23 protein-coding genes are annotated in these 20,926 nt (G+C 71.7%); 5 read left to right on the forward strand and 18 right to left on the reverse strand.

The genetic code is table 11. The features are described 5' to 3' along the window. Nucleotides 1-291: 291 nt before the first annotated feature. The 8 genes from ACF09K_RS28560 to ACF09K_RS28595 all read right to left on the reverse strand — a co-directional run bounded on the left by ACF09K_RS28560 (nucleotide 292) and on the right by ACF09K_RS28595 (nucleotide 7,515). On the reverse strand, nucleotides 292-822 hold the full coding sequence (locus tag ACF09K_RS28560; protein WP_392248033.1) for a hypothetical protein: 531 nt from the start codon (nucleotides 820-822) through the stop codon (nucleotides 292-294). Nucleotides 823-1,460: 638 nt separating this feature from the next. Continuing rightward, complete coding sequence (locus ACF09K_RS28565) at nucleotides 1,461-1,760, reverse strand: DUF4229 domain-containing protein (RefSeq protein WP_392248035.1); 300 nt, start codon at nucleotides 1,758-1,760, stop codon at nucleotides 1,461-1,463. A 125-nt stretch (nucleotides 1,761-1,885) separates the two neighbouring features. Further along, nucleotides 1,886-2,410 carry a GNAT family N-acetyltransferase gene (locus tag ACF09K_RS28570; RefSeq protein ID WP_392248037.1) on the reverse strand — a complete coding sequence of 175 codons (525 nt, stop codon included), beginning with the start codon at nucleotides 2,408-2,410 and terminating at the stop codon, nucleotides 1,886-1,888. Between the two features lie 153 nt (nucleotides 2,411-2,563). Then, entirely contained in the window at nucleotides 2,564-3,727 is a 1,164-nt protein-coding gene (gene mqnE, locus ACF09K_RS28575; RefSeq protein ID WP_392248039.1) for an aminofutalosine synthase MqnE, read from the reverse strand. Between the two features lie 124 nt (nucleotides 3,728-3,851). Further along, complete coding sequence (locus ACF09K_RS28580; protein ID WP_363088921.1) at nucleotides 3,852-4,307, reverse strand: Lrp/AsnC family transcriptional regulator; 456 nt, start codon at nucleotides 4,305-4,307, stop codon at nucleotides 3,852-3,854. Between the two features lie 114 nt (nucleotides 4,308-4,421). Continuing rightward, nucleotides 4,422-5,075, reverse strand: a complete 654-nt coding sequence (locus ACF09K_RS28585; protein ID WP_392248174.1) for a UbiX family flavin prenyltransferase — start codon at nucleotides 5,073-5,075, stop codon at nucleotides 4,422-4,424. 89 nt (nucleotides 5,076-5,164) lie between these two features. Continuing rightward, on the reverse strand, nucleotides 5,165-6,067 hold the full coding sequence (mqnP, locus tag ACF09K_RS28590) for a menaquinone biosynthesis prenyltransferase MqnP (protein ID WP_392248042.1): 903 nt from the start codon (nucleotides 6,065-6,067) through the stop codon (nucleotides 5,165-5,167). Next, nucleotides 6,064-7,515 carry a menaquinone biosynthesis decarboxylase gene (locus tag ACF09K_RS28595; protein ID WP_392248044.1) on the reverse strand — a complete coding sequence of 484 codons (1,452 nt, stop codon included), beginning with the start codon at nucleotides 7,513-7,515 and terminating at the stop codon, nucleotides 6,064-6,066. The genes mqnP and ACF09K_RS28595 overlap by 4 nt, the downstream gene beginning before the upstream one ends. A gap of 88 nt (nucleotides 7,516-7,603) precedes the next feature. On the opposite strand from ACF09K_RS28595, the gene ACF09K_RS28600 reads away from it, so the two are divergent. Next, complete coding sequence (locus tag ACF09K_RS28600) at nucleotides 7,604-7,939, forward strand: PLD nuclease N-terminal domain-containing protein (RefSeq protein ID WP_392248046.1); 336 nt, start codon at nucleotides 7,604-7,606, stop codon at nucleotides 7,937-7,939. Nucleotides 7,940-7,990: 51 nt separating this feature from the next. Further along, a complete protein-coding gene (locus tag ACF09K_RS28605; RefSeq protein WP_392248048.1) occupies nucleotides 7,991-8,458 on the forward strand; it encodes a nucleoside deaminase in 468 nt (155 codons plus the stop codon). A gap of 28 nt (nucleotides 8,459-8,486) precedes the next feature. Here ACF09K_RS28605 and ACF09K_RS28610 read toward each other — a convergent pair whose 3' ends face one another. The 8 genes from ACF09K_RS28610 to hemL form a co-directional block, all read right to left on the reverse strand. After that, the gene (locus tag ACF09K_RS28610; protein ID WP_392248050.1) at nucleotides 8,487-8,891 is read right to left on the reverse strand and encodes an SRPBCC domain-containing protein; all 405 of its coding nucleotides are present in this window, start codon (nucleotides 8,889-8,891) and stop codon (nucleotides 8,487-8,489) included. Nucleotides 8,892-8,970: 79 nt separating this feature from the next. Further along, the gene (gene ccsB, locus ACF09K_RS28615) at nucleotides 8,971-10,083 is read right to left on the reverse strand and encodes a c-type cytochrome biogenesis protein CcsB (RefSeq protein WP_392248176.1); all 1,113 of its coding nucleotides are present in this window, start codon (nucleotides 10,081-10,083) and stop codon (nucleotides 8,971-8,973) included. A gap of 32 nt (nucleotides 10,084-10,115) precedes the next feature. After that, the gene (locus ACF09K_RS28620) at nucleotides 10,116-11,840 is read right to left on the reverse strand and encodes a cytochrome c biogenesis protein ResB (RefSeq protein WP_392248052.1); all 1,725 of its coding nucleotides are present in this window, start codon (nucleotides 11,838-11,840) and stop codon (nucleotides 10,116-10,118) included. Nucleotides 11,841-11,843: 3 nt separating this feature from the next. Beyond that, entirely contained in the window at nucleotides 11,844-12,614 is a 771-nt protein-coding gene (locus ACF09K_RS28625; protein WP_392248054.1) for a cytochrome c biogenesis CcdA family protein, read from the reverse strand. 1 nt (nucleotide 12,615) lies between these two features. Then, the gene (locus tag ACF09K_RS28630) at nucleotides 12,616-13,206 is read right to left on the reverse strand and encodes a TlpA family protein disulfide reductase (protein WP_392248056.1); all 591 of its coding nucleotides are present in this window, start codon (nucleotides 13,204-13,206) and stop codon (nucleotides 12,616-12,618) included. 66 nt (nucleotides 13,207-13,272) lie between these two features. Continuing rightward, nucleotides 13,273-14,574, reverse strand: a complete 1,302-nt coding sequence (locus tag ACF09K_RS28635) for a hypothetical protein (protein ID WP_392248058.1) — start codon at nucleotides 14,572-14,574, stop codon at nucleotides 13,273-13,275. Nucleotides 14,575-14,801: 227 nt separating this feature from the next. Continuing rightward, nucleotides 14,802-15,449: a histidine phosphatase family protein gene (locus ACF09K_RS28640; RefSeq protein ID WP_392248178.1), complete on the reverse strand. Its 648-nt coding sequence runs from the start codon at nucleotides 15,447-15,449 to the stop codon at nucleotides 14,802-14,804. 74 nt (nucleotides 15,450-15,523) lie between these two features. Beyond that, nucleotides 15,524-16,840: a glutamate-1-semialdehyde 2,1-aminomutase gene (gene hemL / locus ACF09K_RS28645; protein WP_392248060.1), complete on the reverse strand. Its 1,317-nt coding sequence runs from the start codon at nucleotides 16,838-16,840 to the stop codon at nucleotides 15,524-15,526. Between the two features lie 532 nt (nucleotides 16,841-17,372). On the opposite strand from hemL, the gene ACF09K_RS28650 reads away from it, so the two are divergent. Then, nucleotides 17,373-17,810 (forward strand): hypothetical protein, encoded by a 438-nt coding sequence (locus ACF09K_RS28650; protein ID WP_010353923.1) that lies wholly within the window; start codon nucleotides 17,373-17,375, stop codon nucleotides 17,808-17,810. Nucleotides 17,811-17,992: 182 nt separating this feature from the next. On the opposite strand, the gene ACF09K_RS28655 is transcribed toward ACF09K_RS28650, so the two are convergent. Continuing rightward, nucleotides 17,993-18,451 carry an ArsI/CadI family heavy metal resistance metalloenzyme gene (locus ACF09K_RS28655; protein ID WP_392248062.1) on the reverse strand — a complete coding sequence of 153 codons (459 nt, stop codon included), beginning with the start codon at nucleotides 18,449-18,451 and terminating at the stop codon, nucleotides 17,993-17,995. A gap of 28 nt (nucleotides 18,452-18,479) precedes the next feature. Beyond that, entirely contained in the window at nucleotides 18,480-19,853 is a 1,374-nt protein-coding gene (locus tag ACF09K_RS28660) for an FAD-dependent oxidoreductase (RefSeq protein ID WP_392248064.1), read from the reverse strand. 166 nt (nucleotides 19,854-20,019) lie between these two features. Between ACF09K_RS28660 and ACF09K_RS28665 the strand changes: the two genes are divergently transcribed. Both ACF09K_RS28665 and ACF09K_RS28670 read left to right on the forward strand, forming a co-directional pair. Continuing rightward, complete coding sequence (locus tag ACF09K_RS28665) at nucleotides 20,020-20,418, forward strand: ArsR/SmtB family transcription factor (RefSeq protein WP_392248066.1); 399 nt, start codon at nucleotides 20,020-20,022, stop codon at nucleotides 20,416-20,418. Between the two features lie 29 nt (nucleotides 20,419-20,447). Beyond that, on the forward strand, nucleotides 20,448-20,921 hold the full coding sequence (locus tag ACF09K_RS28670) for a GNAT family N-acetyltransferase (protein ID WP_392248180.1): 474 nt from the start codon (nucleotides 20,448-20,450) through the stop codon (nucleotides 20,919-20,921). Nucleotides 20,922-20,926: the final 5 nt, after the last annotated feature.

Below are 20,926 nucleotides of genomic sequence, written 5' to 3' on the forward strand. Positions count from 1 at the left end.
GGTGAGGCGGGTGGTGGGTGATGGGTGGTGGGTGACGTCGGCGGACCGGCTGGTCGGCTGGTCGGCGGTCCGCCGGTGAAGGGGTGGAGCAGGTCGGCGCGGGCCGGGCGGGTCCTAGGGCGTGTTTCGAAAGTGGCGTCGTCTGCCCGAAGGGCAGGCCCGGCGGCGTCTGGTGCGTGCGATCGCAAGGCGGAGGGTCGCCCCGATACTGGTTGTATCGGGGTGATCCCGACAACGCGGCGAGCGTGCGTGCCAGGCGTCGCCGGGCAGACGGGACTTTCGAAACACGCCCTAGCGGACCCAGCCGGTGAAGCCCCGGCCGCCCGTGTCCTTGCCGCGGCCGGGCGGGGCCGCGCGTTCACCGCCGTCCAGCGCGGTGGACACGGCCCGCCCCAGCCAGGCGTTGACCGACAGGCCCTCCGCCGCCGCGGCGTCCTCGGCGCGGACCTTGAGGTGGGCGGGGAGACGGAAGTTGATCCGCGCCATGGCGCCGTCGTCGGCGTCCGCCGGCAGCGGTGAGGAAGCCGGCGCGGCGGGAGCCGCGGGCGGCTCCCCCGCCTCCCGGAACGGTTCGGCGACGGGCGGTGCCGTCACCACGAACTCCGGGTCGGATCCGCGCAGCCGCACGTCGACCGAGCCCGGCGCCAGCTCCCGCGTGACCTCGCCCATGGCGGCGGACAGCGCGTTCAGCAGGATCAGGCGGGCGGCGGACTCCAGGGGAGCGGTGAGCCGCTCGGCCAGGGCGCGGGCGTCGTCGCCGCCGGCGTCCGCGGCGACGGCCAGTTCGCGCCGGAGGTGGTCGACGTAGGGAGCGAGGTCCATGACGCCATCATGGCACATGAATGACGCCATGAGCGAGTCGAATTGGCACATCTTTGGCACGAGCGGGCCTGAGCTGGCACTTCTCTCGAAAATCGGCGCGTCGGAGTGCCGCCATAACGCGCCGGAAGAGCGGCGAGGGCCGCCATGGCGCCATGGCGGTGCCACTCGGGCCGCCCCTCTGGTGCCGCCCTGGGGGGAGGGGGCCGACCGCGGGAGTGCGTGAGGCGCAGAGGGAGGAAGAACGCGCGGGCAGCGGAACGCGTGACGCCTACGGGGGCGGCAGGGCGCGCGAGACCCACGGAGGCCGCGAGGTACACGAGATGCGCGGGAACAGTGGGGCGCACGAGGCGTACGGGAACCCCTGGGCGCACGGGGGCATCGGGACGCCCGGGCCGCTCAGGGACGGCAGGGCGCACGGGACCACCGGACCGCGCGAGGCCCGGGACGTACGGGAGCACCGGGGCACACGGGACGCACAGGAACACCGGGGCGCGCAGGACGCACGAGACCACCGAGGCCCACGGAACACACAGGAACACCGGGCACGCGGGACGTACGGGAACATGCGAACGGGCCGCGGTCGCGGCCTCAGCCGTTCACCGCGGCCCGTACGGTCCCGCCGCCGGGGGGCGGACCGCCTACGAGGGCTGGCCCTGGGCGCGGGAGGAGTCGGCCGGCTCGTCCTCCTGGGAGCGGTTGGACTCCAGGCCCGCCTTCAGCCGGTCCACGCGGCGCACCACCGTCTCCGAGGCGCGGTCGCGCTCCTTGCGCAGCAGGACGAAGCTGAGCGGCGCGGAGAGCACCAGCGCGAGCAGCACGATCCACATGCCGTTGGAGTCGCCCAGGCCACGCGGGAAGACGCCGAGGTAGACGAGTCCCCAGACGGCCGCGAAGCAGCCGACGAAGACACCGAGGCGCATCAGCGTGTAGCGGAGCATCTCAACCCACTCTTCCGTCTCTGGACCCCCACCGGGGGGTGAAAAGGTCCCGAAGGTCCCATCCGGCACCGTCCAGTGAAGCACGCCCGGCTCCCGGCCCCGCAGCGGGGGCGGGCCCGGGGCGGTCAGCCCAGCGGGAGCAGCATCGTGACGTCGTCCCGGTCGTCGCCCGGCGCCACCCTGATCGCGCCCGGCACGCGGCCGACCTCCTTGTAACCGCAGGACGCGTAGAAGCGTTCCAGGCCGAGGCCGCCCCGGCAGGTGAGCCGTATCGCGTCCACGCCCTCGAAGGTGCGGGCCGCGTCGGCGGCGGCGGCGAGCAGGTCGCGGCCGTACCCCTTGCCCTGGTGACGGGGGTGCACCATCACCGTGTACAGCCACAGCCAGTGGGTCATCAGGCGGTGCGTGTTGGCGGTGAGGAACGCGGTCGCCGCCACGTCGCCCGCCCCGTCCCGTCCGACGAGGAGGCGGGTGCGGCCCTCGGCCATCTGCACGAGGTGGCGGACCAGCTCCGGGCGGACGAGTTCGCGGGTCACGGGCGGGACGAAACCCACGGCCCCGCCCGCGTTGGAGACGTCCGTCCAGAGGTCCAGGAGGCCGTCGCGCAGGTCGGGGGTGACGGCGGGGTCGAGAGTGAAGGTAAGGGACACGGAAGGATGCTAATCCTTACCCCGGAGGGAGCGGCGGGTGCGGGCCGGCGGGAGCCGGCCGCGCGGTCCCCCGGCCCCCGGGACGCGGCCCGGCGCCCCGCGTCCCGCACCCCGCGTCCCCCGACGGGGCCGTCCGCCGGCGGGCGCGGGTCCTCAGACCCGCATCGGCTGGGGGGAGTCCCTGCGGGCGGGGTCCGGGGCGTCGTACTCGCGGATGATCTCGTAGCGGGTGTTGCGCTCCACCGGGCGGAAGCCCGCGTCGCGGATGAGGTCCAGGAGGTCCTCGCGGGTCAGCTTGCTGGGGGTGCCGTAGTTGTCGGCGTCGTGGGTGATCTTGTACTCGACGACCGAGCCGTCCATGTCGTCCGCGCCGTGCTGGAGGGCCAGTTGGGCGGTCTGGACGCCGTGCATGACCCAGAAGACCTTGACGTGCGGGACGTTGTCGAAGAGGAGGCGGGAGACCGCGAAGGTCTTGAGGGCCTCCGCGCCCGTCGCCATCTGGGTGCGGGCCTGGAGGCGGTTGCGGATCTTGCCGTCCTTCATGTCCACGAAGTCGTGCTGGTAGCGGAGCGGGATGAAGACCTGGAAGCCGCCGGTCTCGTCCTGGAGTTCACGCAGCCGCAGGACGTGGTCCACGCGGTGGCGGGGCTCCTCGATGTGGCCGTACAGCATGGTGCTCGGGGTCTTGAGACCCTTCTCGTGCGCCAGGCGGTGGATCCGCGACCAGTCCTCCCAGTGGGTGCGGTGGTCCACGATGTGCTGACGGACCTCCCAGTCGAAGATCTCCGCGCCGCCGCCGGTGAGGGACTCCAGGCCGGCGTCGATGAGTTCGTCGAGGATCTCGGACGCCGACAGGCCGCTGATCGTCTCGAAGTGGTGGATCTCCGTGGCCGTGAAGGCCTTCAGGGACACGTCCGGCAGGGCGGCCTTCAGCTCGCGCAGGGAGCGCGGGTAGTACCGCCACGGCAGGTTCGGGTGCAGGCCGTTGACGATGTGCAGCTCGGTGAGGTTCTCCGACTCCATCGCCTTCGCGAGCCTGACGGCCTCCTCGATGCGCATCGTGTACGCGTCCTTCTCCCCCGGCTTGCGCTGGAAGGAGCAGTACGCGCAGGAGGCCGTGCACACGTTCGTCATGTTGAGGTGCCGGTTGACGTTGAAGTGGACGACGTCGCCGTTCTTGCGCGTGCGCACCTCGTGCGCGAGTCCGCCCAGCCAGGCCAGGTCGTCCGACTCGTACAGCGCGATGCCGTCCTCGCGGGTCAGCCGCTCACCGGCCCCGACCTTCTGCTCCAGCTCGCGCTTGAGCCCGACGTCCATGCCCCTACCTCTTCCGTTCGCCCTGAGACAGACTGCGTCAACCGTACGCCCCGGCACCGCCGGACCGGGCCGCCGGACCCGACCCGTGGACCCGATCCCCGGACCCGGCCGCCGGACCCGGCCGTCAGACCTCTTCCGGAAGCTCTCCCACCCGGTTCTCCCACTTGGTGGAGAGCACGATGGTCGTACGGGTCCGGGAGACGCCCTTCGTCCCCGACAGCCGGCGGATGATCCGCTCCAGCCCGTCGACGTCGTTCGCCCGCACCTTGAGCATGAACGAGTCGTCGCCGGCGATGAACCAGCAGTCCTCGATCTCGCCGAGGTCCTTCATCCGCGCGGCCACGTCCTCGTGGTCGGCGGCGTCGGAGAGGGAGATGCCGATGAGGGCGGTGACGCCCAGGCCGAGCGAGGCGGCGTTCACCGTGGCCCGGTAGCCCGTGATGACGCCGGCCGCCTCCAGCCGGTTGATGCGGTCGGTGACGCTGGGTCCCGACAGGCCGACGAGACGCCCCAGCTCTGCGTACGAGGCCCGGCCGTTCTCCCTCAGGGCCTGGATGAGCTGCCTGTCCACCGCGTCCATGCGATCGAGCCTTCCGATGAAGAGGTCTGAGAGATCTGAGAGGTCTGAGAAGTCTGAAGAGTTACAGGAGTCGTGGGAGGTGGTGGTACGTGTGGCGCTGTTCTCCGGCGCGGCTCAGGCGGGGCGGGCGCCGCCGAGTTCGCCCTGCCACCGGCGGTAGAGGCCGTGCCCCGCGCCCGCCGCGTCGAGGACCCGGCCGGCGACGAAGTCGACCAGGTCCTGGATGTGGGTGGCGCCCGCGTAGAAGGCCGGGGAGGCGGGCACGACGCTCGCGCCCGCGTCGTCCAGGGCGACGAGGTGCCGCAGCGTCTGCCCGTTCAGCGGGGTCTCCCGGACGGCGACGACGAGCGTGCGGCGCTCCTTGAGCGTCACGCTCGCCACCCGCTGGAGGAGGTCCTTGGACAGCCCCAGCGCGACGCCCGCGACACAGGCCGTCGAGGCGGGCACGATCAGCATCCCCTTCGCCGGGTACGACCCCGACGACGGCCCCGCCGCCAGGTCGCCCGCGGCCCAGTACCGCACGGCGTCCCCGTCGACGTCGACGTCGAAGGCGTCCGGCTTGCCGTCGGCGCCCCGCGCGAGCCACTCCCGCAGGTCGTCCCGCCAGTGCGCGTCCCGGAAGGAGATCCCCGTCTCGTCGAGCAGCGTGAGCCGCGAGGCCCGGCTGACGACCAGGTCGACGCTCTCGCCCCCGGCGAGCAGCGCGCGCAGCACGGCGGCGGCATACGGCGTCCCGGACGCCCCGGACACCCCCACGATCCAAGGCACGCGCTGCGTTTCTCCTGCGTTCACACCTTGAGCGTACCGGCGAACGGGACGGTGGTACGGACCGGACCGGCCCCTTGGTCCGGTCCGGACTAGACCGTGAGGCCGCGCACCAGCAGGTCGATCAGCGCGCACACGAAGAGGCTGATGCCGATGAAGCCGTTCGTGGAGAAGAACGCCCTGTTCAGACGGGACAGATCGTGCGGGCGGACGAGGGTGTGCTCGTAGACGAACGCGCCGGCGACGATCAGCAGGCCCAGCCAGAAGAAGGCGCCGGCGCCGGTGGCGAGGGCGTACCAGACGAACAGGGCCGTCGTGACGGCGTGGCAGGCGCGGGCGCCCCGGATGGCGGCGGGGATGCCGAAGCGGGCCGGGACCGACCTGACGCCGATCTCGCGGTCGGTCTCGACGTCCTGGCAGGCGTAGATCAGGTCGAAGCCGCCGATCCAGACGCCGACGGCCAGGCCCAGGATCACCGCGTCCCAGGACCACTCGCCCGTGATGGCCAGCCAGCCGCCGATCGGACCCATCGCCTGCGCGAGACCGAGGATGGCCTGCGGGAAGTCCGTGAAGCGCTTCCCGTAGGGGTAGACCACCATCGGGATCACGGCGACCGGGGCCAGGGCCAGGCAGAGCGGGTTCAGCAGGGCCGCCGAGCCCAGGAAGACCACCAGGGCGATCAGCGCGCCCGTCCAGGCGTGCTTCACCGACATCGCGCCGGTGACGAGTTCCCGCTGGGCGGTGCGCGGGTTCCGCGCGTCGATCTCGCGGTCGATGATGCGGTTGACCGCCATGGCGAAGGTGCGCAGGCCCACCATGCAGACCGTGACCAGCAGCAGCCGGCCCCAGTGGATGTTCCCGTCCAGCTCGAACATCGCGGTCAGCGCGGCGATGTAGGCGAAGGGCAGCGCGAAGACCGAGTGCTCGATCATCACCAGGCGCAGGAAGGCCTTCGTGCGTCCCGGACGCGGGATCGCGGCGGATGCCGAGCTCACAGTCCGTACTCCTTCCAGCGCCGCGTGACCCGTTCGGACGTCTCCGGGTCCGACAGGACCATCTCCGGCCAGCCGCCGTCGCGGGTGTAGCCCTCCTCGGGCCACTTGCGCGTCGCGTCGATGCCCGCCTTGCCGCCCCAGAACTGCTGGTAGGAGGCGTGGTCGAGGTGGTCGACGGGGCCCTCGACGACGGACAGGTCGCGGGCGTAGTCCGTGTTGCCCAGCGCCCGCCAGGCGACCTCGTGCAGGTCGTGGACGTCGCAGTCGGCGTCGACGACCACGATCAGCTTGGTCAGGGACATCATGTGGGCACCCCAGACCGCGTGCATGACCTTCTGCGCGTGCTTGGGGTACTTCTTGTCGATCGAGACGATCGCGCAGTTGTGGAAGCCGCCGGCCTCGGGCAGGTGGTAGTCCACGATGTCCGGGACGATGATCTTGAGGAGCGGGAGGAAGAACCGCTCCGTCGCGCGGCCCAGCGGGCCGTCCTCGGTCGGCGGGCGGCCCACCACGATCGACTGGAGCAGCGGTTTCCTGCGCATCGTCACGCAGTCGATCGTCAGCGCCGGGAACGGCTCCTGCGGCGTGTAGAAGCCGGTGTGGTCGCCGAACGGGCCCTCCGGGAGCGTCTCGCCCGGCTCCAGCCAGCCCTCCAGCACGACCTCCGCCTGCGCCGGGACCTGGAGCGGGACCGTCTTGCAGTCGACCATCTCGATGCGCCTGCCCTGGAGGAACCCGGCGAGGAAGTACTCGTCGATGTCGCCGGGCAGCGGCGCGGTGGAGGCGTACGTGACGGCCGGCGGGCAGCCGAAGGCGATCGCGACGGGCAGCCGCTCGCCCCGGCGCGCGGCGACCTGGTAGTGGTTGCGGCTGTCCTTGTGGATCTGCCAGTGCATGCCGATGGTGTGCCGGTCGTGGCGCTGGAGGCGGTAGAGCCCGAGGTTGCGGACCCCGGTCTCCGGGTCCTTGGTGTGGGTCAGCCCCAGGTTGAAGAACGAGCCGCCGTCCCGCGGCCAGGTGAACAGCGCCGGCAGCCGCTCCAGGTCCACCTCGTCGCCGCGCAGGACGACCTCCTGCACGGGGCCGTCCTTCACCTTCTTCGGCGGGACGTGCGTCATCGCGCCGAGCTTGCCGAACGCCTCGCGGATCCCGACGAAGCCGTGCGGCAGCTCGGGCTTGAGCAGCCCGCCGATCCGGTCCGAGATCTCCGCGTACGACGTCAGCCCGAGGGCCTTCAGCAGGCGGCGGTCGGTGCCGAACACGTTCATCGCGAGGGGCATCGCCGAGCCCTTCACGTTCTCGAAGAGGAGGGCAGGGCCGCCGGACTTCTGGACCCGGTCGACGATCTCCCCGACCTCCAGGTACGGGTCCACCTCGGCCTTGATGCGCTTGAGGTCGCCCTCGCGCTCCAGCGCCCTGAGCAGGGAACGAAGATCGTCGTAAGCCATGCGGTCAAGTATCCCCGAGGGGCTACCCTGGCCCCGTACCTGGGGCCCGTCCTGGTGGCCCCGCCGCCCTCTGCGCTGGAGAGACCCCATGCTGCGGGTACTGATGTTCCTGGTGCCGCTGGCGCTGAGCGTCTACGCGTTCATCGACTGCATCAGCACGAAGGACGACGACATCCGCCACATGCCCAAGCCGCTGTGGGCGATCCTCGTCCTGCTGTTCCCGCTCGTCGGTTCGATCTCGTGGCTCGTCGCGGGCAAGCGGCGCAGTCCCGCCGCCGAGGGCTGGTCCGGCGTCCGCGGCGGCCGCCCGCAGCAGCGGCGGTGGATCGCCCCGGACGACAACCCCGACTTCCTGAAGTCGCTCGACGACACCGACAAGGACGACAAGGGCAGGCCCGACGACGACCGGGGCCCCGCCTCCTAGGTTCAGCCTGGATCAGATCGGGGAACCTCACCGCGGGCGGAAGGAGGCTCCATGACGAGGTCGACCCCCCTGGACGAGGCGACCGCCCGCGCCTGGCTCGCCGGTGCCGTCGAGGAGGCCCGGACCGGGCTCGCCGAGGGCGGCATCCCGATCGGCGCCGCGCTCCACGGTCCCGACGGGACGCTGCTCGGCCGCGGCCACAACCGGCGCGTGCAGGACGGCGACCCCTCGGCGCACGCGGAGACGGCGGCGTTCCGCGCGGCGGGACGGCAGCGGACGTACCGCGGGACGACGATGGTCACCACGCTCTCGCCGTGCTGGTACTGCTCCGGGCTGGTCCGCCAGTTCGGCATCTCGCGGGTCGTGATCGGCGAGGCGGTCACCTTCCACGGCGGCCACGACTGGCTCGCCGCGCAGGGCGTGGAGATCGTGCTCCTGGACGACCCCGGGTGCGTCACCATGATGCGCGACTTCGTCGCCGCGAACCCGGCCCTGTGGAACGAGGACATCGGCGCGTGAGGGCGGGCCCGCCGTGGCCCGGCCGGCCCTACGGCACCCGCTCCACCCGCTGGATCAGTTGTTCGAAGCGGGCGCGCCAGCGGGACTCCGTCTCGCCCTCGCCCTGGAACTCGTGGGTGAAGCGCAGGGCGGTGCCGCCGCCGTCGTCGTGCTCCAGGTGGAAACGCATCCGGCCGCCGCTCTCCACCGTGTACTCGGCGACCCGCTCCACGTCCCAGGCGGTGACCTGCCCGGCGCCCAGGCCGGGCAGGCCGATCACGCCGCCCAGCCGGGGTTCGAGGACGTCGACGGCGCCGAACCAGCCGGAGAGGCCCTCGGCGGTGGCGAGGGCGGGCCAGACCGCCTCCGCCGGCCGCGGGAGCCGCACCAGGAAGTGCAGGATGTGCGTGTTCCCGTGGGTCTGGCTGAAGCCCTGGTCGATGGAACCGGTCATGACACCAGGGTGACCCCCGGGAACCGCTTCCGCACGGCTTGGGCGCGCGGCCGGCCCGCTCCGCCGGCCGCGCGGGGGCTCAGAACCCGGCCGACCGCAGCACGCCCAGGCCGACGTCGGCGTAGGAGTGCTTGCCGGAGACGAAGATGTTGACGCCGTAGTAGTTGAACAGCCAGCAGCCGAAGGCGGCCAGTGCGAGGTAGGCGGCCTTGCGGCCCTTCCAGCCGGCGGTGGCGCGGGCGTGCAGGTAGCCGGCGTAGGCGACCCAGGTGATGAAGGACCAGGTCTCCTTGGGGTCCCAGCCCCAGTAGCGGCCCCAGGCGTCGCCCGCCCAGATCGCGCCCGCGATGATCGTGAACGTCCACAGCGGGAAGACGGCCGCGTTGACGCGGTAGGCGAACTTGTCGAGGGTCGCCGCGGCGGGCAGCCGGTCGAGGACCGAGTTGGCGAGCCTGCCGGGCGTGCCGCCGCCCGCCAGCTTGTTCTCGTAGGAGTCCTTGAAGAGGTACAGGATCGTGGAGACCGCGCCGACGTAGAACACCGCGCCGCAGAAGATCGCGGTGGAGACGTGGATGTACAGCCAGTACGAGTGCAGGGCGGGGACGAGCTGGTCGCTCGCCGTGTACAGGACGGTGACCGCGAGGCCCAGGTCGAGCAGGACCGAGGTGATCAGGAACAGCCCGAGCCAGCGCACGTTCTTCCGCAGCGCCAGCAGCGCCAGGTACACGCCGACGGCCACCGTGGAGAAGGTGATGTTGAACTCGTACATGTTGCCCCACGGCGCCCGCTGCACCGAGAGCGCGCGGGCGAGCACCCCGCCGAACTCGATGAGGAAGGCGAGCGCGGTGAGGGAGACGGCGATCCGGCCGTAGAGGTCGCCCTGTTCGTCGCCGCCGTGCGCGCCCGGCCCGTCGGGCACCTCGCGGGCGCCGGCCGCGGCCCGCACCACGACCTTCGGCCGCTCCAGCACGGCGGTGCCGCCGGCCTTCCTGACGGTGACGGCCGGGGCCGCCCCCCCGGCCGGGGCCCGGTCGGTGAGCGCGGCGGCGGTGCGGCCGACCTTGCTGCGGCCGCCGAAGGTCCATTCGGCGATGTACGCGAAGAAGGCCAGGGTGTAGACGGCCATCGCGGAGTAGATCAGCGTGTTGCTGATGTTCGCGAGGTTCTCGTTGGTGGCGGCGGCGAGGTTCACCGCGCCGGCGAGGTCGGGTGCGGCGGCGAGAGTCACTTCTCAGACCCTTCGGCAGGTACGGCTCGGGAATCGGGGGTGTCGGGTGTTCGGGGGGTGCCGGTGTCCTCGGGCGCTCCGGGGGCGCTGTCGTAGAGGATCCCGGCGAGGTCGCCCAGTTCCTCGGGGACCTTCGCGGACTCGCTGCGGCCGAGGCCGGCCATCTCGACGACCGTGACGCCGTCGGCGCCCCGCACCGCCCGCACCCACACCCGGCGGCGCTGGATGAACAGGGAGCCGGCCAGGCCGAGGATCGCGGCGACCGCGCCGGCCAGCGCCCAGCCGCTGCCGGGCTGCTGGGTGACCTGGAAGTTCGCCCACTCCTTGGTGCCGTCGTAGGTGATCGAGCCGGCGCCGTTCGGCAGGGTCATGGTCTCGCCGGGCTTGAGGTTGTCCCGCAGCTGGAGGTCCTTGACGTCCTTGAACGGCTTCATGTTCCGCTTGTCGAGCTGGTAGACGCTCTGCGGGATGCCCGAGTCGACGCCGAGGTCGCCGTGGTACGGCATCAGGTTCAGCACGGGGTTCAGCAGGGCCGGGAAGGCGGAGGAGACCTCGTTGCCCTCGGCGTAGCTGGGCAGGAGGAAGGCCTGGAAGGCGAGCTGTTCCTTGACGCCCCTGGCGTCGCGGTAGCCGTCGTAGACCTTGACCACGCCGGAGGAGGTGACGTTGGAGTCGAGCGGCAGCAGCGGTACGGCGTCGTGGTAGACCACCTTTCCCCTGCCGTCCCTGACGGTGACGACGGGGGCGTACCCGTGGGCGGTGAGGTAGACCTTCGAGCCGCCGATCTCCAGCGGGTGGTTGACCTTGACGGTGGTCTTCTTGTCCTTGCCGTACGCGCCCTCGCTGTAGGTGAGGGCGGCCTGGTAGGTGCGCGGGGTGCCCTTGTTGGGCCCGGAGACCTCGTAGGTGCCGGTGAAGTCCTTCAGGGTGAAGCTGAACGGCGCCAGGTCGTCGGCGTCGAAGAGGGTGCCGGACTTGAAGTCGTCGTACTGGGTGAGGGTGTTGGAGAAGCCGTCGCCCTCCAGGACCAGTTTGTTGCCCTCCATCTTGAACAACTGGCCCCAGGCGAAGGCGGTCAGCATCACGATGAGGGCGATGTGGAAGGCGAGGTTGCCGACCTCGCGCAGGTAGCCCTTCTCGGCCGCGACCGCGTCCCCGGCGAGGTGCGCGCGGAACCGGCGCTTCTTCAGCAGGGCGAGCGCGGCCTCCCGCACCTGCTCCGGCTCGGCCTCCGTGCGCCACGTCGTGTACGCGGGCAGCCGGGTCAGCCGCTTGGGCGCGCCCGGCGGGCGGCCGCGCAGCTGACCCACGAACTGCCAGGTGCGGGGCACGATGCAGCCGATGAGGGAGACGAACAGCAGGATGTAGACGGCGGAGAACCACACCGAGCCGTAGACGTGGAAGAGGCCCAGCTTGTCGTAGAGCGGCGCGAGGGTCTCGTGCGTCCGGCGGAAGTCGGCGACCTTCGTGGCGTCGGTACCGGTCTGCGGGATCAGCGAGCCGGGGATCGCGCCGAGCGCCAGCAGCAGGAGCAGCAGCAGGGCGACCCGCATCGACGTCAGCTGCCGCCAGAACCAGCGGGCCCAGCCGATGACGCCCATGGCCGGGACGCCGCCGAGCGACTCGGTGGGCGCGGTGGACAGCCGGGAGCCGGCCGCGCCGAGGTCCTGGTCCTGCGGTGCGGCGGCGTCCACGGGTTCGCCGGCGGTGGTCTTGCTCATGGATCAGATCCCCACAGTGAAGCCGGTGGACCAGGACTGGAGGTCCTGCACCAGGTGGTCCCAGGCGCCGGTCAGCAGCAGCAGACCGGTCACGATCATCATCGAGCCGCCGATCCGCATCACCCAGACATAGTGCCGCTTGACCCGGGCGAAGGCGCCGAGCGCCTTACGGAAGGCGACCGCGGCGAGCACGAAGGGCATCCCGAGGCCGAGGCAGTAGGCGACGGTGAGCAGGGCGCCGCGGCCCGCGCTGCCCTGCTGGGAGGAGAGCGTCAGCACGGACGCCAGGGTCGGGCCGATGCACGGCGTCCAGCCGATGCCGAACAGCGCGCCGAGCAGCGGGGCGCCGACGAGTCCGGCCACCGGACGCCGGTGGAAGCGGAACTCCCGCTGGGTCATCCAGGGCATCAGCCCCATGAAGAAGACGCCCATGAGGATCATGAGCACGCCCAGCACCTTGGACAGGACGCCCTTGTTGGCCTGGAGCGTGTCGCCGAAGTAGCCGAAGAGGGCGCCGCTGGAGACGAACACGGCCGTGAAGCCGGCCACGAAGAGGGAGGCGCCGGCGACCATCCGGCCACGCCGGGCCTCGGCCAGGTCGGTGCCGGCGACGCCGGTGACGTAGGACAGGTAGCCCGGGACGAGCGGCAGGACGCACGGGGAGAAGAAGGAGACGAGTCCGCCGAGCAGCGCGACGGGCAGGGCGACCAGCAGGGCTCCGTTGAGCACGGTGCCGTTGTAGCCGTCCGCGGCGAGCATCGTGACGGTGCTCACGTCACTTCTCCGCGAGGACCGGGTCGATCATCGCGCGCAGCTTCTCCTCGCTGAGGGCGGCCAGCGAGCGGGCCGCGATCTTCCCGTCCCGGTCGAGGACGAGCGTGGAGGGGATCGCCTGCGGGTTGAGCGTGCCCTTCTCGAAGCGGAGCATCAGCTTGCCGGTCGGGTCGTACAGGCTGGGATAGGTGACGCCCTGCTCCTTCTCGAAGGCGAGGGCGTTGGAGGTGCTGGTGTCGCGGGTGTTGATGCCGACGAACCGCACGCCCCGGGCCTTGAGGTCGGTGGAGACCTTCTGGAAGCCCGGCGCCTCGGCGCGGCAGGGCGCGCACCAGGATCCCCACACGTTCAGGACGACGACGCTGCCCTTGTAGGAGGCGACGTCGAGCTGCTTGCCGTCGACGGTCTTGCCCGACAGGTCGGGGGCGGCGGTCCGCTCGCCCTTCTCGACGGTCGAGATGCCGTTCTTGCCCATGACGAAGTTGGTGTCACCGCCCCCTCCGGAGGTGCCTCCGGAGGTGCACGCGGACAACAGCAGCGCCGTGGCGGCTGCGACGGCGACAGACAGGGGGGTGCGGCTGGCGGCACTCATGTGAAAAGTTTCGCATGCCCGTTCCGGGGATCTTGCGCACCCCCCTTGCGGGGGGAAAACCGCATTTCAGGCAGCGGACGCGGGGCCCGACGGGGTGCCGGCGGAGGCACTCGGGGCGGCCGCGAGGAACTCCTTCCAGCCGCCGGCCGGCTTCTGTCCGACGTCCAGCGTGCGCAGCCTGGCGAGCACCTCCGGCTTCTGCACGTCGATCCAGTCGACGAACTGCCGGAAGGAGACCAGGCGCACGTCCGCGCCCTTCTCCTTCTCGCGCGCGATGTGCTTGAAGGCCTCCTCGACGGCGTCCATGTAGATGCCGCCGTTCCACTGCTCGAAGTGGTTGCCGACGAAGAAGGGCGCGCGGTTCGTCTCGAACGCCCGCTTGAATCCCTGGATGTACGCCTGGGCCGACTGCCGCCGCCAGCCCGGGTAGTTGTGGCTGGGCGCCTTGGTGGAGTTGACCGACTGGTTGGCGAGCATGTTGTAGTCCATCGACAGGACCTCGAAGCCGCGTCCGGGGAACGGTATCTGCTGCAGCGGCAGGTCCCACAGGCCCTGCTTCTTGTCGGGCCAGACCTGGCGGCCGCCCGGTGAGGAGGCGTCGTAGCGCCAGCCGAGGGAGCGGGCGGTGGGCAGCAGGTTGTCCTGGCCGAGGAGGCAGGGCGTGCGGCCGCCGACGAGTTCCTTGTCGTAGTCGAAGGGGAGCGCGGGCAGGTCGGTCCACCCGGTGTTGGTGCGCCACTGCTTCACGAACGACTTGGCCTGGTCGATCTCGTCGCGCCACTGGCGCCCGCTCCAGTTGCCGACCGACCCGGAGCCGGCGCAGAAGTGCCCGTTGAAGTGGGTGCCGATCTCGTGCCCCTCCAGCCAGGCGCGGCGCACGTTGACCAGCGTCGCCCTGACGTGGTCGTCGGTGAGGTAGCCGATGTCGGAGGCGCCGCGGGGGTTGTTGGGCGGGTCGTAGAGCCGCTTCTTCGACTCGGGCAGCAGGTAGAGCCCGGAGAGGAAGAAGGTCATGGCCGCGCCGTGCTCCTTGGCCAGGTCCAGGAAGCGCGGGAAGAGACCGTTGCCGACCTCGCCCGCCCCGTCCCAGGAGAAGACGACGAACTGGGGCGGTTCCTGGCCCGGCTCCAGCGGCTCGGGCGCGGCCGGCTGGTGCGGCTGCTCGCCCGTGAAGGAGGTGGAGCCGTCACCGATCGGGCGGGCGGTGGCCGTGGGCTTCGGGGAGGCCGTACCCCCCTTGCCCGCCCCGCCGGAACCGTCGCCGGGGCCCGGGTCGTCCGACGACGTGAGGCCGCAGCCCGCGAGTCCGGCGGCGGCCGCGGCCCCCGCACCCAGTCCTAGTGCTCCCCTGCGGGTGAGAGTGCGCATGGCGTCCCCGTTCGTCGCGTGCTCCGGTGGTCACCCACTCAGAGGACACGTCGAACGGGGAGGTTCCGCTCACGTGTGCGCATTCCGTAACAGTGCTCGAATGATCACCGGACGGCGACCGCCGAGGACCGCCGACGGTCGAGGACGGCCGACGGCGATCGAGGACGGCCGACGGCGATCGGGGGATCACCGGCGATCGGGGGACACCGGTGATCGGGGGCAGCGGCTCACGCCCCGAAGGCCTTGCCCTTCCCCTTGACCGGCTTGGCGCCGGCCAGCAGGTGGGGCGGCACCAGGTCGCGGGCGGGCTCGGAGTAGCCGACGGACACGATCGTGTCGCCCCGGTACGTGAACGACGTCAGCGAGGCGAGCGTGCACTGCCGCTTGCGCGGGTCGTGCCACAGCCGCCGCCGCTCGACGTAGGACCGCACGATCCAGATCGGCAGCTGGTGGCTGACCAGCACCGCCTCGTGCCCGCGGGCCCTGTCCTTCGCCGCGTCCAGCGCGCCCATCATGCGCACCACCTGGTCGACGTACGGCTCGCCCCAGGACGGCTTGAACGGGTTGTAGACGTGCTTCCAGTTCTCCGGCCGGCGCAGCGCCCCGTCGCCGACGCCGAAGGTCTTGCCCTGGAAGACGTTGTCGGCCTCGATGAGCCGGGCGTCGGTGGCGAGGTCGAGCCCGTGCGCCTTGGCGATCGGGCCGGCCGTCTCCTGCGCCCGCTCCAGCGGGGAGGCGCAGACGTACGTCACGTCGCGGGGGGCGAGGTGCTCGGCGACCCGTTCCGCCATCCGCCGGCCCAGGTCGGAGAGGTGGTAGCCGGCGAGGCGGCCGTAGAGGATGCCGTCCGGGTTGGCGACCTCGCCGTGCCGCATCAGGTGGACGACGGTCAGGTCCTCGCCGTTGCCGGTGGGGTTGCCGGTACCGGTGCCGGTGGTGTTGCCGGTGCTCACGCGCTGGCCTCCGCAGCCGCTCGGGCCGCCGCCGGGAGGGCGTCGGCGATGCGCTGGACGGCCCGTTCGTCGTGGGCCGTGGACACGAACCAGGACTCGTAGGACGAGGGCGGCAGGTAGACGCCGTTCGCCAGCAGCGAGTGGAAGAAGGCGGTGAAGCGGAACGACTCCTGCGCCTTGGCGTCCTCGTAGTCGCGGACGGGCCGGTCCGTGAAGAAGACGGAGAACATGTTGGAGGCGCTCTGCAGCGTGTGCGCGACGCCCTCCTTGGACAGGGCCTCCGACACCAGCGCCTGGATCTGCCCGGACACCGCGTCGAGCCTCGCGTACGCGGCGTCGTCGAGGAGCCGGAGCTGGGCGATGCCGGCGGCGGTGGCGACCGGGTTCCCGGAGAGGGTGCCGGCCTGGTAGACGGGCCCGGCGGGCGCGAGGTGCGCCATCACGTCGGCGCGGCCGCCGAACGCCGCGGCCGGGAAGCCGCCGCCCATGACCTTGCCGAAGGTCATCAGGTCGGGCCTGACCCCGTCGATCCCGAACCATCCGGCCCGGCTGGTCCGGAACCCGGTCATGACCTCGTCGGAGATGTAGAGGGCGCCGTTGTTCTGGCAGGCGTCCTTGAGGCCCTGGTTGAACCCGGGCAGCGGCGGGACCACGCCCATGTTGCCCGGCGAGGCCTCGGTGATGACGCAGGCGATCTCGCCGGGGTGCCGGTGGAAGGCCTCCTGCACGGCCTCCAGGTCGTTGTACGGCAGGACGATGGTGTCGCCGGCCTGGGCGCCGGTGACACCGGGCGTGTCCGGCAGGGCGAAGGTGGCGACGCCGGAACCGGCGGCGGCGAGCAGCGAGTCGACGTGACCGTGGTAGCAGCCGGCGAACTTGATCACCTTGGAGCGCCGGGTGAAGCCGCGGGCGAGCCGGATGGCCGACATCGTGGCCTCCGTCCCGCTGGAGACCAGCCGCACCTGCTCGACGGGCTCGACCCGCGCGACGATCTCCTCGGCCAGCGTGACCTCGCCCTCACCGGGCGTGCCGAAGGACGTGCCGCGCGCGACGGCTTCCTGGACGGCGGCGATCACCTCGGGGTGCGAGTGCCCGAGGATCATGGGACCCCAGGAGCAGACGAGGTCGACGTACTCCCGGCCGTCCGCGTCCGTGAGGTACGGGCCGGTGCCGGACACCATGAACCGGGGCGTGCCGCCGACGGCGCGGAAGGCGCGCACCGGGGAGTTCACGCCGCCCGGCGTGACGACGGCCGCACGGTCGAACAGCGCCTGTGAGGCAGGCGCTTCGTATGAATAGGGCAGTTCGCTCATGACCTGCGACTTCTCCGACTTCTCGGACTCCGGTTGCCAGTGACCTCCTCAGGGTAGGCCAGCGGCGCCGAAGGGCAGCGGGGCGTGTGCCGTACCCGCGCGGACCGGACAGGCCACTTCCGCGACCTTCTTCATCTGCGAAACTGAAACGGACTGAGCCTGATAGACGTAGCTCACAGCGACGGCGTGTCGAGGGGCTGCGAAGATCCTGCGGACAGGTGTTTCACCGCACGTTTCGGCGTGCGGCCGTGGGGGAGGTCACTGACACGATGATCGGGTTGCGCGGCGGGGCCTGCGCGTCCCAGAAAAGCAGTCGGGTGGAGATATGCATCGCGGTGGCGGACTGGGCGAGGGGACTGATGACCGGGGTCCTCGACGTGCCCGGCGGGGAAGGCACCGACGCGACGCGGAGGAGGCCGACGAGGCACGTCGGACGCGGGGCGTCCCGGGTGTGCCCGAGGTACCGGGTGAGTCCGAGCGGCTCGACCGTACGGTCGACCCGCTCCGGGCGGGGAGCGGGAAGGGTGGTCGGGTGGGGGTGACGTACAAGTACTTCGGCGCACCGGACGGCGCGACCGCGGCCCGGGTCCCGATCTCGATGCGCCCCGAGGAGCTCGGCGGCGACGAACTCGGCATGAACGGGATGTTCACCAAGATCAAGCCGGAGACGATGGCCGCGATGGTCCTCACCGGCATCGAGGGCGTCCCCCTGCACAAGGTGCCCCCGCTGGAACTCGTGGTCCTGCACCCCGACTACGCCGTCGTCAAGCTCCCCATGACGGTCGTCGACCCCCTCCGCGACATCGGCGAGGAAGCGGTCGGCGCGGCCGCCTTCATCTGGTCGACGGTCCCGGACCGGGGCGGCCCGCGGGACGCGTTCAACGTGTACCAGCTGCTGCACGAGTGGCAGGACTTCTCGCACCGGCTGCACGAGGCGGGGCACCAGCCTTATTGCCTGGTGTGGCCCTGAGCCGGGGTTTCTCGGATAGCGGGCGGGGTTTTCGGACCCCGCCCTCGTCATGTGCCAGGAGGGGCCTTCAGGCGGCCGGCGCACGCGAGTGAGGCAGAGGGCCGGCAGGGCGCCGCGCGGCCGTGACCGGCCCCCCGTACCGGTCACGGCCCCGCCGGGGTGGAGGTGGGTCATGGGCCTGATCAGCAGCAGCCACCCGCAGCGACAGGTTCCTTCGTGTCCGCGGCGCCCGGGTCGGTGCAGCAGCTGCTGCCCTGCTGCTTCGTGAGAGTGCCGGCGTCGGCCTTGACGACGTACACCTCCCAGGGCTCCTGGCCGGGGCCGTGCACCCAGACCTTGTCCTGGAGGGCGTAGCAGCAGGTGGTGTCCGCTTCCTCGGCGGTGGTCAGGCCGGCCTCGCTCAGGCGGGTGGCCGCGGCGTGGACGGACTCGGTGGATCCGACCTCGACGCCGAGGTGGTCCAGCCGGGTGGCCTCTTCCGCGGTGCCTTCGATGAGGACGAGCTTGAGCGGGGGCTCGGTGATGGCGAAGTTGGCGTAGCCGTCGCGGAGTTTGGCGGGTTCGGTGCCGAACAGCTTGCTGTAGAAGGCGACGGAGGCGTCGAGGTCGGGGACGCGGAGGGCGAGCTGTACGCGGGACATGGCGTATCTCCTTGGACGGGTGAGGAGTTCAGCAGCCGCCGGAGGTGGCGGCCGGCGTGACGATGCCGATCTGGAGGGTGGACGGGGCGCCGCAGCAGCCGCCGCCGCCTTCGCCACCCTGGGCGGCCGTGTCGGGGGCGTCGTAGAGGCCGGCGCCGCCGCACACGCCGGTCTCCGGCAGGGTCAGCTCGACGCGCTCGGCGGCGTCGCGGTCGCCGGCGAGCGCGGCGGCGATGGAGCGGACCTGCTCGTAGCCGGTCAGCGCGAGGAACGTGGGGGCGCGGCCGTAAGACTTCATGCCGACCAGGTGGAGGTCCTGCTCGGGGTGGGCGAGCTCGTTGACGCCGTGCGGGTGGACGGTGCCGCAGGAGTGGACGTTCGGGTCGATCAGCGGGGCCAGCGCGGCCGGGGCCTGGAGGCGTTCGTCGAGGCCGAGGCGGACCTCGGACAGGAACGACAGGTCGGGGCGGAAGCCGGTCAGCACGACGACCTCGTCGACCGGGTCGAGGCGGCGGCCGTCCTCGGCGACCAGGACCAGCCGGTCACCGTCCCGTTCCACAGCCTGTGCACGGAAGCCGGTCACCGCGCTCGCGCGGCCGTCCTCGACGGCCGCCTCGGCACGCAGGCCCAGGGCGCCTCGGGCGGGGAGCTGATCGGCCTCGCCGCCGCCGAAGGTGTTCGCGCCGATGCCGCGCCGCAGGACCCATGCCGCGTGCGTGCCGGGCTCCTGCTCGGCCAGGTCGGCGAGGTGGGCCAGCGCGGTGAAGGCGGAGGCGCCGGATCCGATGACGGCGGTGCGCCTGCCCGCGTACCGGGCGCGGACCGCCGGGTCCCGCAGGTCGGGGACGCGGTAGGAGATGCGGTCGGCCGCCGCCTTCTCGCCGAGGGCGGGCAGGCCGTCGGCGCCGATCGGACCGGGGAGCGACCAGGTGCCGGAAGCGTCGATGACGGCTCGCGCGCCGATCCGCTCCTCACGGCCGTCGGCCTGCTCGACGTGCACGGTGAAGGGCTGCTCGTCGCGGTCGGCGTCGACCACGCGGTCCCGGCCGGCGCGGGCGACGCCCGTCACGGTGGCGCCGTAGCGGACCTTGTCCCCGAGGACATCGGCGAGCGGCTGCAGGTACTGCTCGGCCCAGTCACCGCCGGTGGGGCAGGTGCCGTCGTCGGGGCGGACCCAGCCGGTCGGGGCGAGAAGCTTCTCGGCGGCCGGGTCGGTGACCTCGGCCCACGGGGAGAACAGCCGCACGTGCGCCCAGTCGCGCACGGCGGTGCCCGCGGCGGGGCCCGCCTCGAGGACCAGCGGTTCGAGTCCGCGCCCGACGAGGTGGGCGGCGGCGGCGAGGCCGACGGGGCCTGCGCCGATGACGACGACGGGCAACTGGCCGGTGGCGGGCGCGTTCACGGTCTCCCCTTTGATTCGACGTTTGTCGATGACTTGTGCGGCCAGCATGACACTTGATTCGACAAGCGTCAACATAGACATTTATCGAAGTGTGCGTTCCCCGCCGCTTCCGCTCGTCGACCGGGACCCCTCGCCCGCCTGGTTCGACATGTGTCAACATAGATGTATGTCGAACACCAAGGTGCTGCCGCTGGTCGAGCCCGGCTCCGACGCCGTGGCGCCGTGCTGCCCGCCGCTCACCGAGCGCCCTTTCACGGCGGACGAGGCCGAGACGGCCGCGCGGATGTTCAAGGCGCTGGGCGACCCGGTGCGGCTGCGGCTCTTCTCCGCGGTGGCCTCGCACGAGGGCGGCGAGGCGTGCGTGTGCGACATCTCCGACGTCGGCGTCTCCCAGCCGACCGTCTCCCACCACCTGAAGAAGCTCAAGGAGGCCGGCCTGCTGACCTCCGAGCGGCGCGGCACCTGGGTGTACTACCGGGTCGAGCCATCCGTACTGGCCGCCATGGGCAGGCTGCTGACCATCGCGCCGACCGCGGCCCGACCGCGGCCGGGGAGTACGCCGTGAGCGGCCTGACCGGCGTGACCGTCGCGCCGATGGCCACCGTGCACGCCGAAGAGGTCCTGGCGATCTACCAGGCCGGAATCGACGAGGGCGACGCCACCTTCGAGACGGCTGCCCCGACCTGGCCGGCGTTCGACGCCGCGAAGCTGCCCGGGCACCGCTTCGTCGCCCTGGACGAGCGTGAGGTCGTGCTCGGCTGGGTGGCCGCCACCGAGGTCTCCGACCGCTGCGCCTATGCGGGTGTCGTCGAGCACTCCGTGTACGTGCGTCCCGACGCCCGCGGTCGCGGGGTGGCCTCCACCTTGCTCAAGGCGCTGATCGGCTCCACCGAAGCGGCCGGGATCTGGACCGTCCAGTCCGGCATCTTCCCCGAGAACACCGCCAGCATCGCCCTGCACCGACGGGCCGGATTCCGCGTCATCGGCACCCGCGAGCGCATCGGGCGCCACCACGGCCGCTGGCGCGACGTCGTCCTGGTCGAGCGCCGTAGTCCGGTCGTCGACTGACCCGT

The organism is Streptomyces sp. NPDC014882, assembly GCF_043081325.1.
GTDB lineage: Bacteria > Actinomycetota > Actinomycetes > Streptomycetales > Streptomycetaceae > Streptomyces.

Excerpts from the sequence above, each read along its gene's own strand:
- ACF09K_RS28560 (WP_392248033.1), bottom strand. The coding sequence starts at position 822 with ATGGACCTCGCTCCCTACGTCGACCACCTCCGGCGCGAACTGGCCGTC.
- ACF09K_RS28565 (WP_392248035.1), bottom strand. The coding sequence starts at position 1,760 with ATGCTCCGCTACACGCTGATGCGCCTCGGTGTCTTCGTCGGCTGCTTC.
- mqnE (WP_392248039.1), bottom strand. The coding sequence starts at position 3,727 with ATGGACGTCGGGCTCAAGCGCGAGCTGGAGCAGAAGGTCGGGGCCGGT.
- ACF09K_RS28580 (WP_363088921.1), bottom strand. The coding sequence starts at position 4,307 with ATGGACGCGGTGGACAGGCAGCTCATCCAGGCCCTGAGGGAGAACGGC.
- ACF09K_RS28595 (WP_392248044.1), bottom strand. The coding sequence starts at position 7,515 with ATGGCTTACGACGATCTTCGTTCCCTGCTCAGGGCGCTGGAGCGCGAG.
- ACF09K_RS28600 (WP_392248046.1), top strand. The coding sequence starts at position 7,604 with ATGCTGCGGGTACTGATGTTCCTGGTGCCGCTGGCGCTGAGCGTCTAC.
- ACF09K_RS28605 (WP_392248048.1), top strand. The coding sequence starts at position 7,991 with ATGACGAGGTCGACCCCCCTGGACGAGGCGACCGCCCGCGCCTGGCTC.
- ACF09K_RS28610 (WP_392248050.1), bottom strand. The coding sequence starts at position 8,891 with ATGACCGGTTCCATCGACCAGGGCTTCAGCCAGACCCACGGGAACACG.
- ACF09K_RS28620 (WP_392248052.1), bottom strand. The coding sequence starts at position 11,840 with ATGAGCAAGACCACCGCCGGCGAACCCGTGGACGCCGCCGCACCGCAG.
- ACF09K_RS28630 (WP_392248056.1), bottom strand. The coding sequence starts at position 13,206 with ATGAGTGCCGCCAGCCGCACCCCCCTGTCTGTCGCCGTCGCAGCCGCC.
- ACF09K_RS28635 (WP_392248058.1), bottom strand. The coding sequence starts at position 14,574 with ATGCGCACTCTCACCCGCAGGGGAGCACTAGGACTGGGTGCGGGGGCC.
- ACF09K_RS28640 (WP_392248178.1), bottom strand. The coding sequence starts at position 15,449 with ATGCGGCACGGCGAGGTCGCCAACCCGGACGGCATCCTCTACGGCCGC.
- hemL (WP_392248060.1), bottom strand. The coding sequence starts at position 16,840 with ATGAGCGAACTGCCCTATTCATACGAAGCGCCTGCCTCACAGGCGCTG.
- ACF09K_RS28655 (WP_392248062.1), bottom strand. The coding sequence starts at position 18,451 with ATGTCCCGCGTACAGCTCGCCCTCCGCGTCCCCGACCTCGACGCCTCC.
- ACF09K_RS28665 (WP_392248066.1), top strand. The coding sequence starts at position 20,020 with ATGTCGAACACCAAGGTGCTGCCGCTGGTCGAGCCCGGCTCCGACGCC.
- ACF09K_RS28670 (WP_392248180.1), top strand. The coding sequence starts at position 20,448 with ATGGCCACCGTGCACGCCGAAGAGGTCCTGGCGATCTACCAGGCCGGA.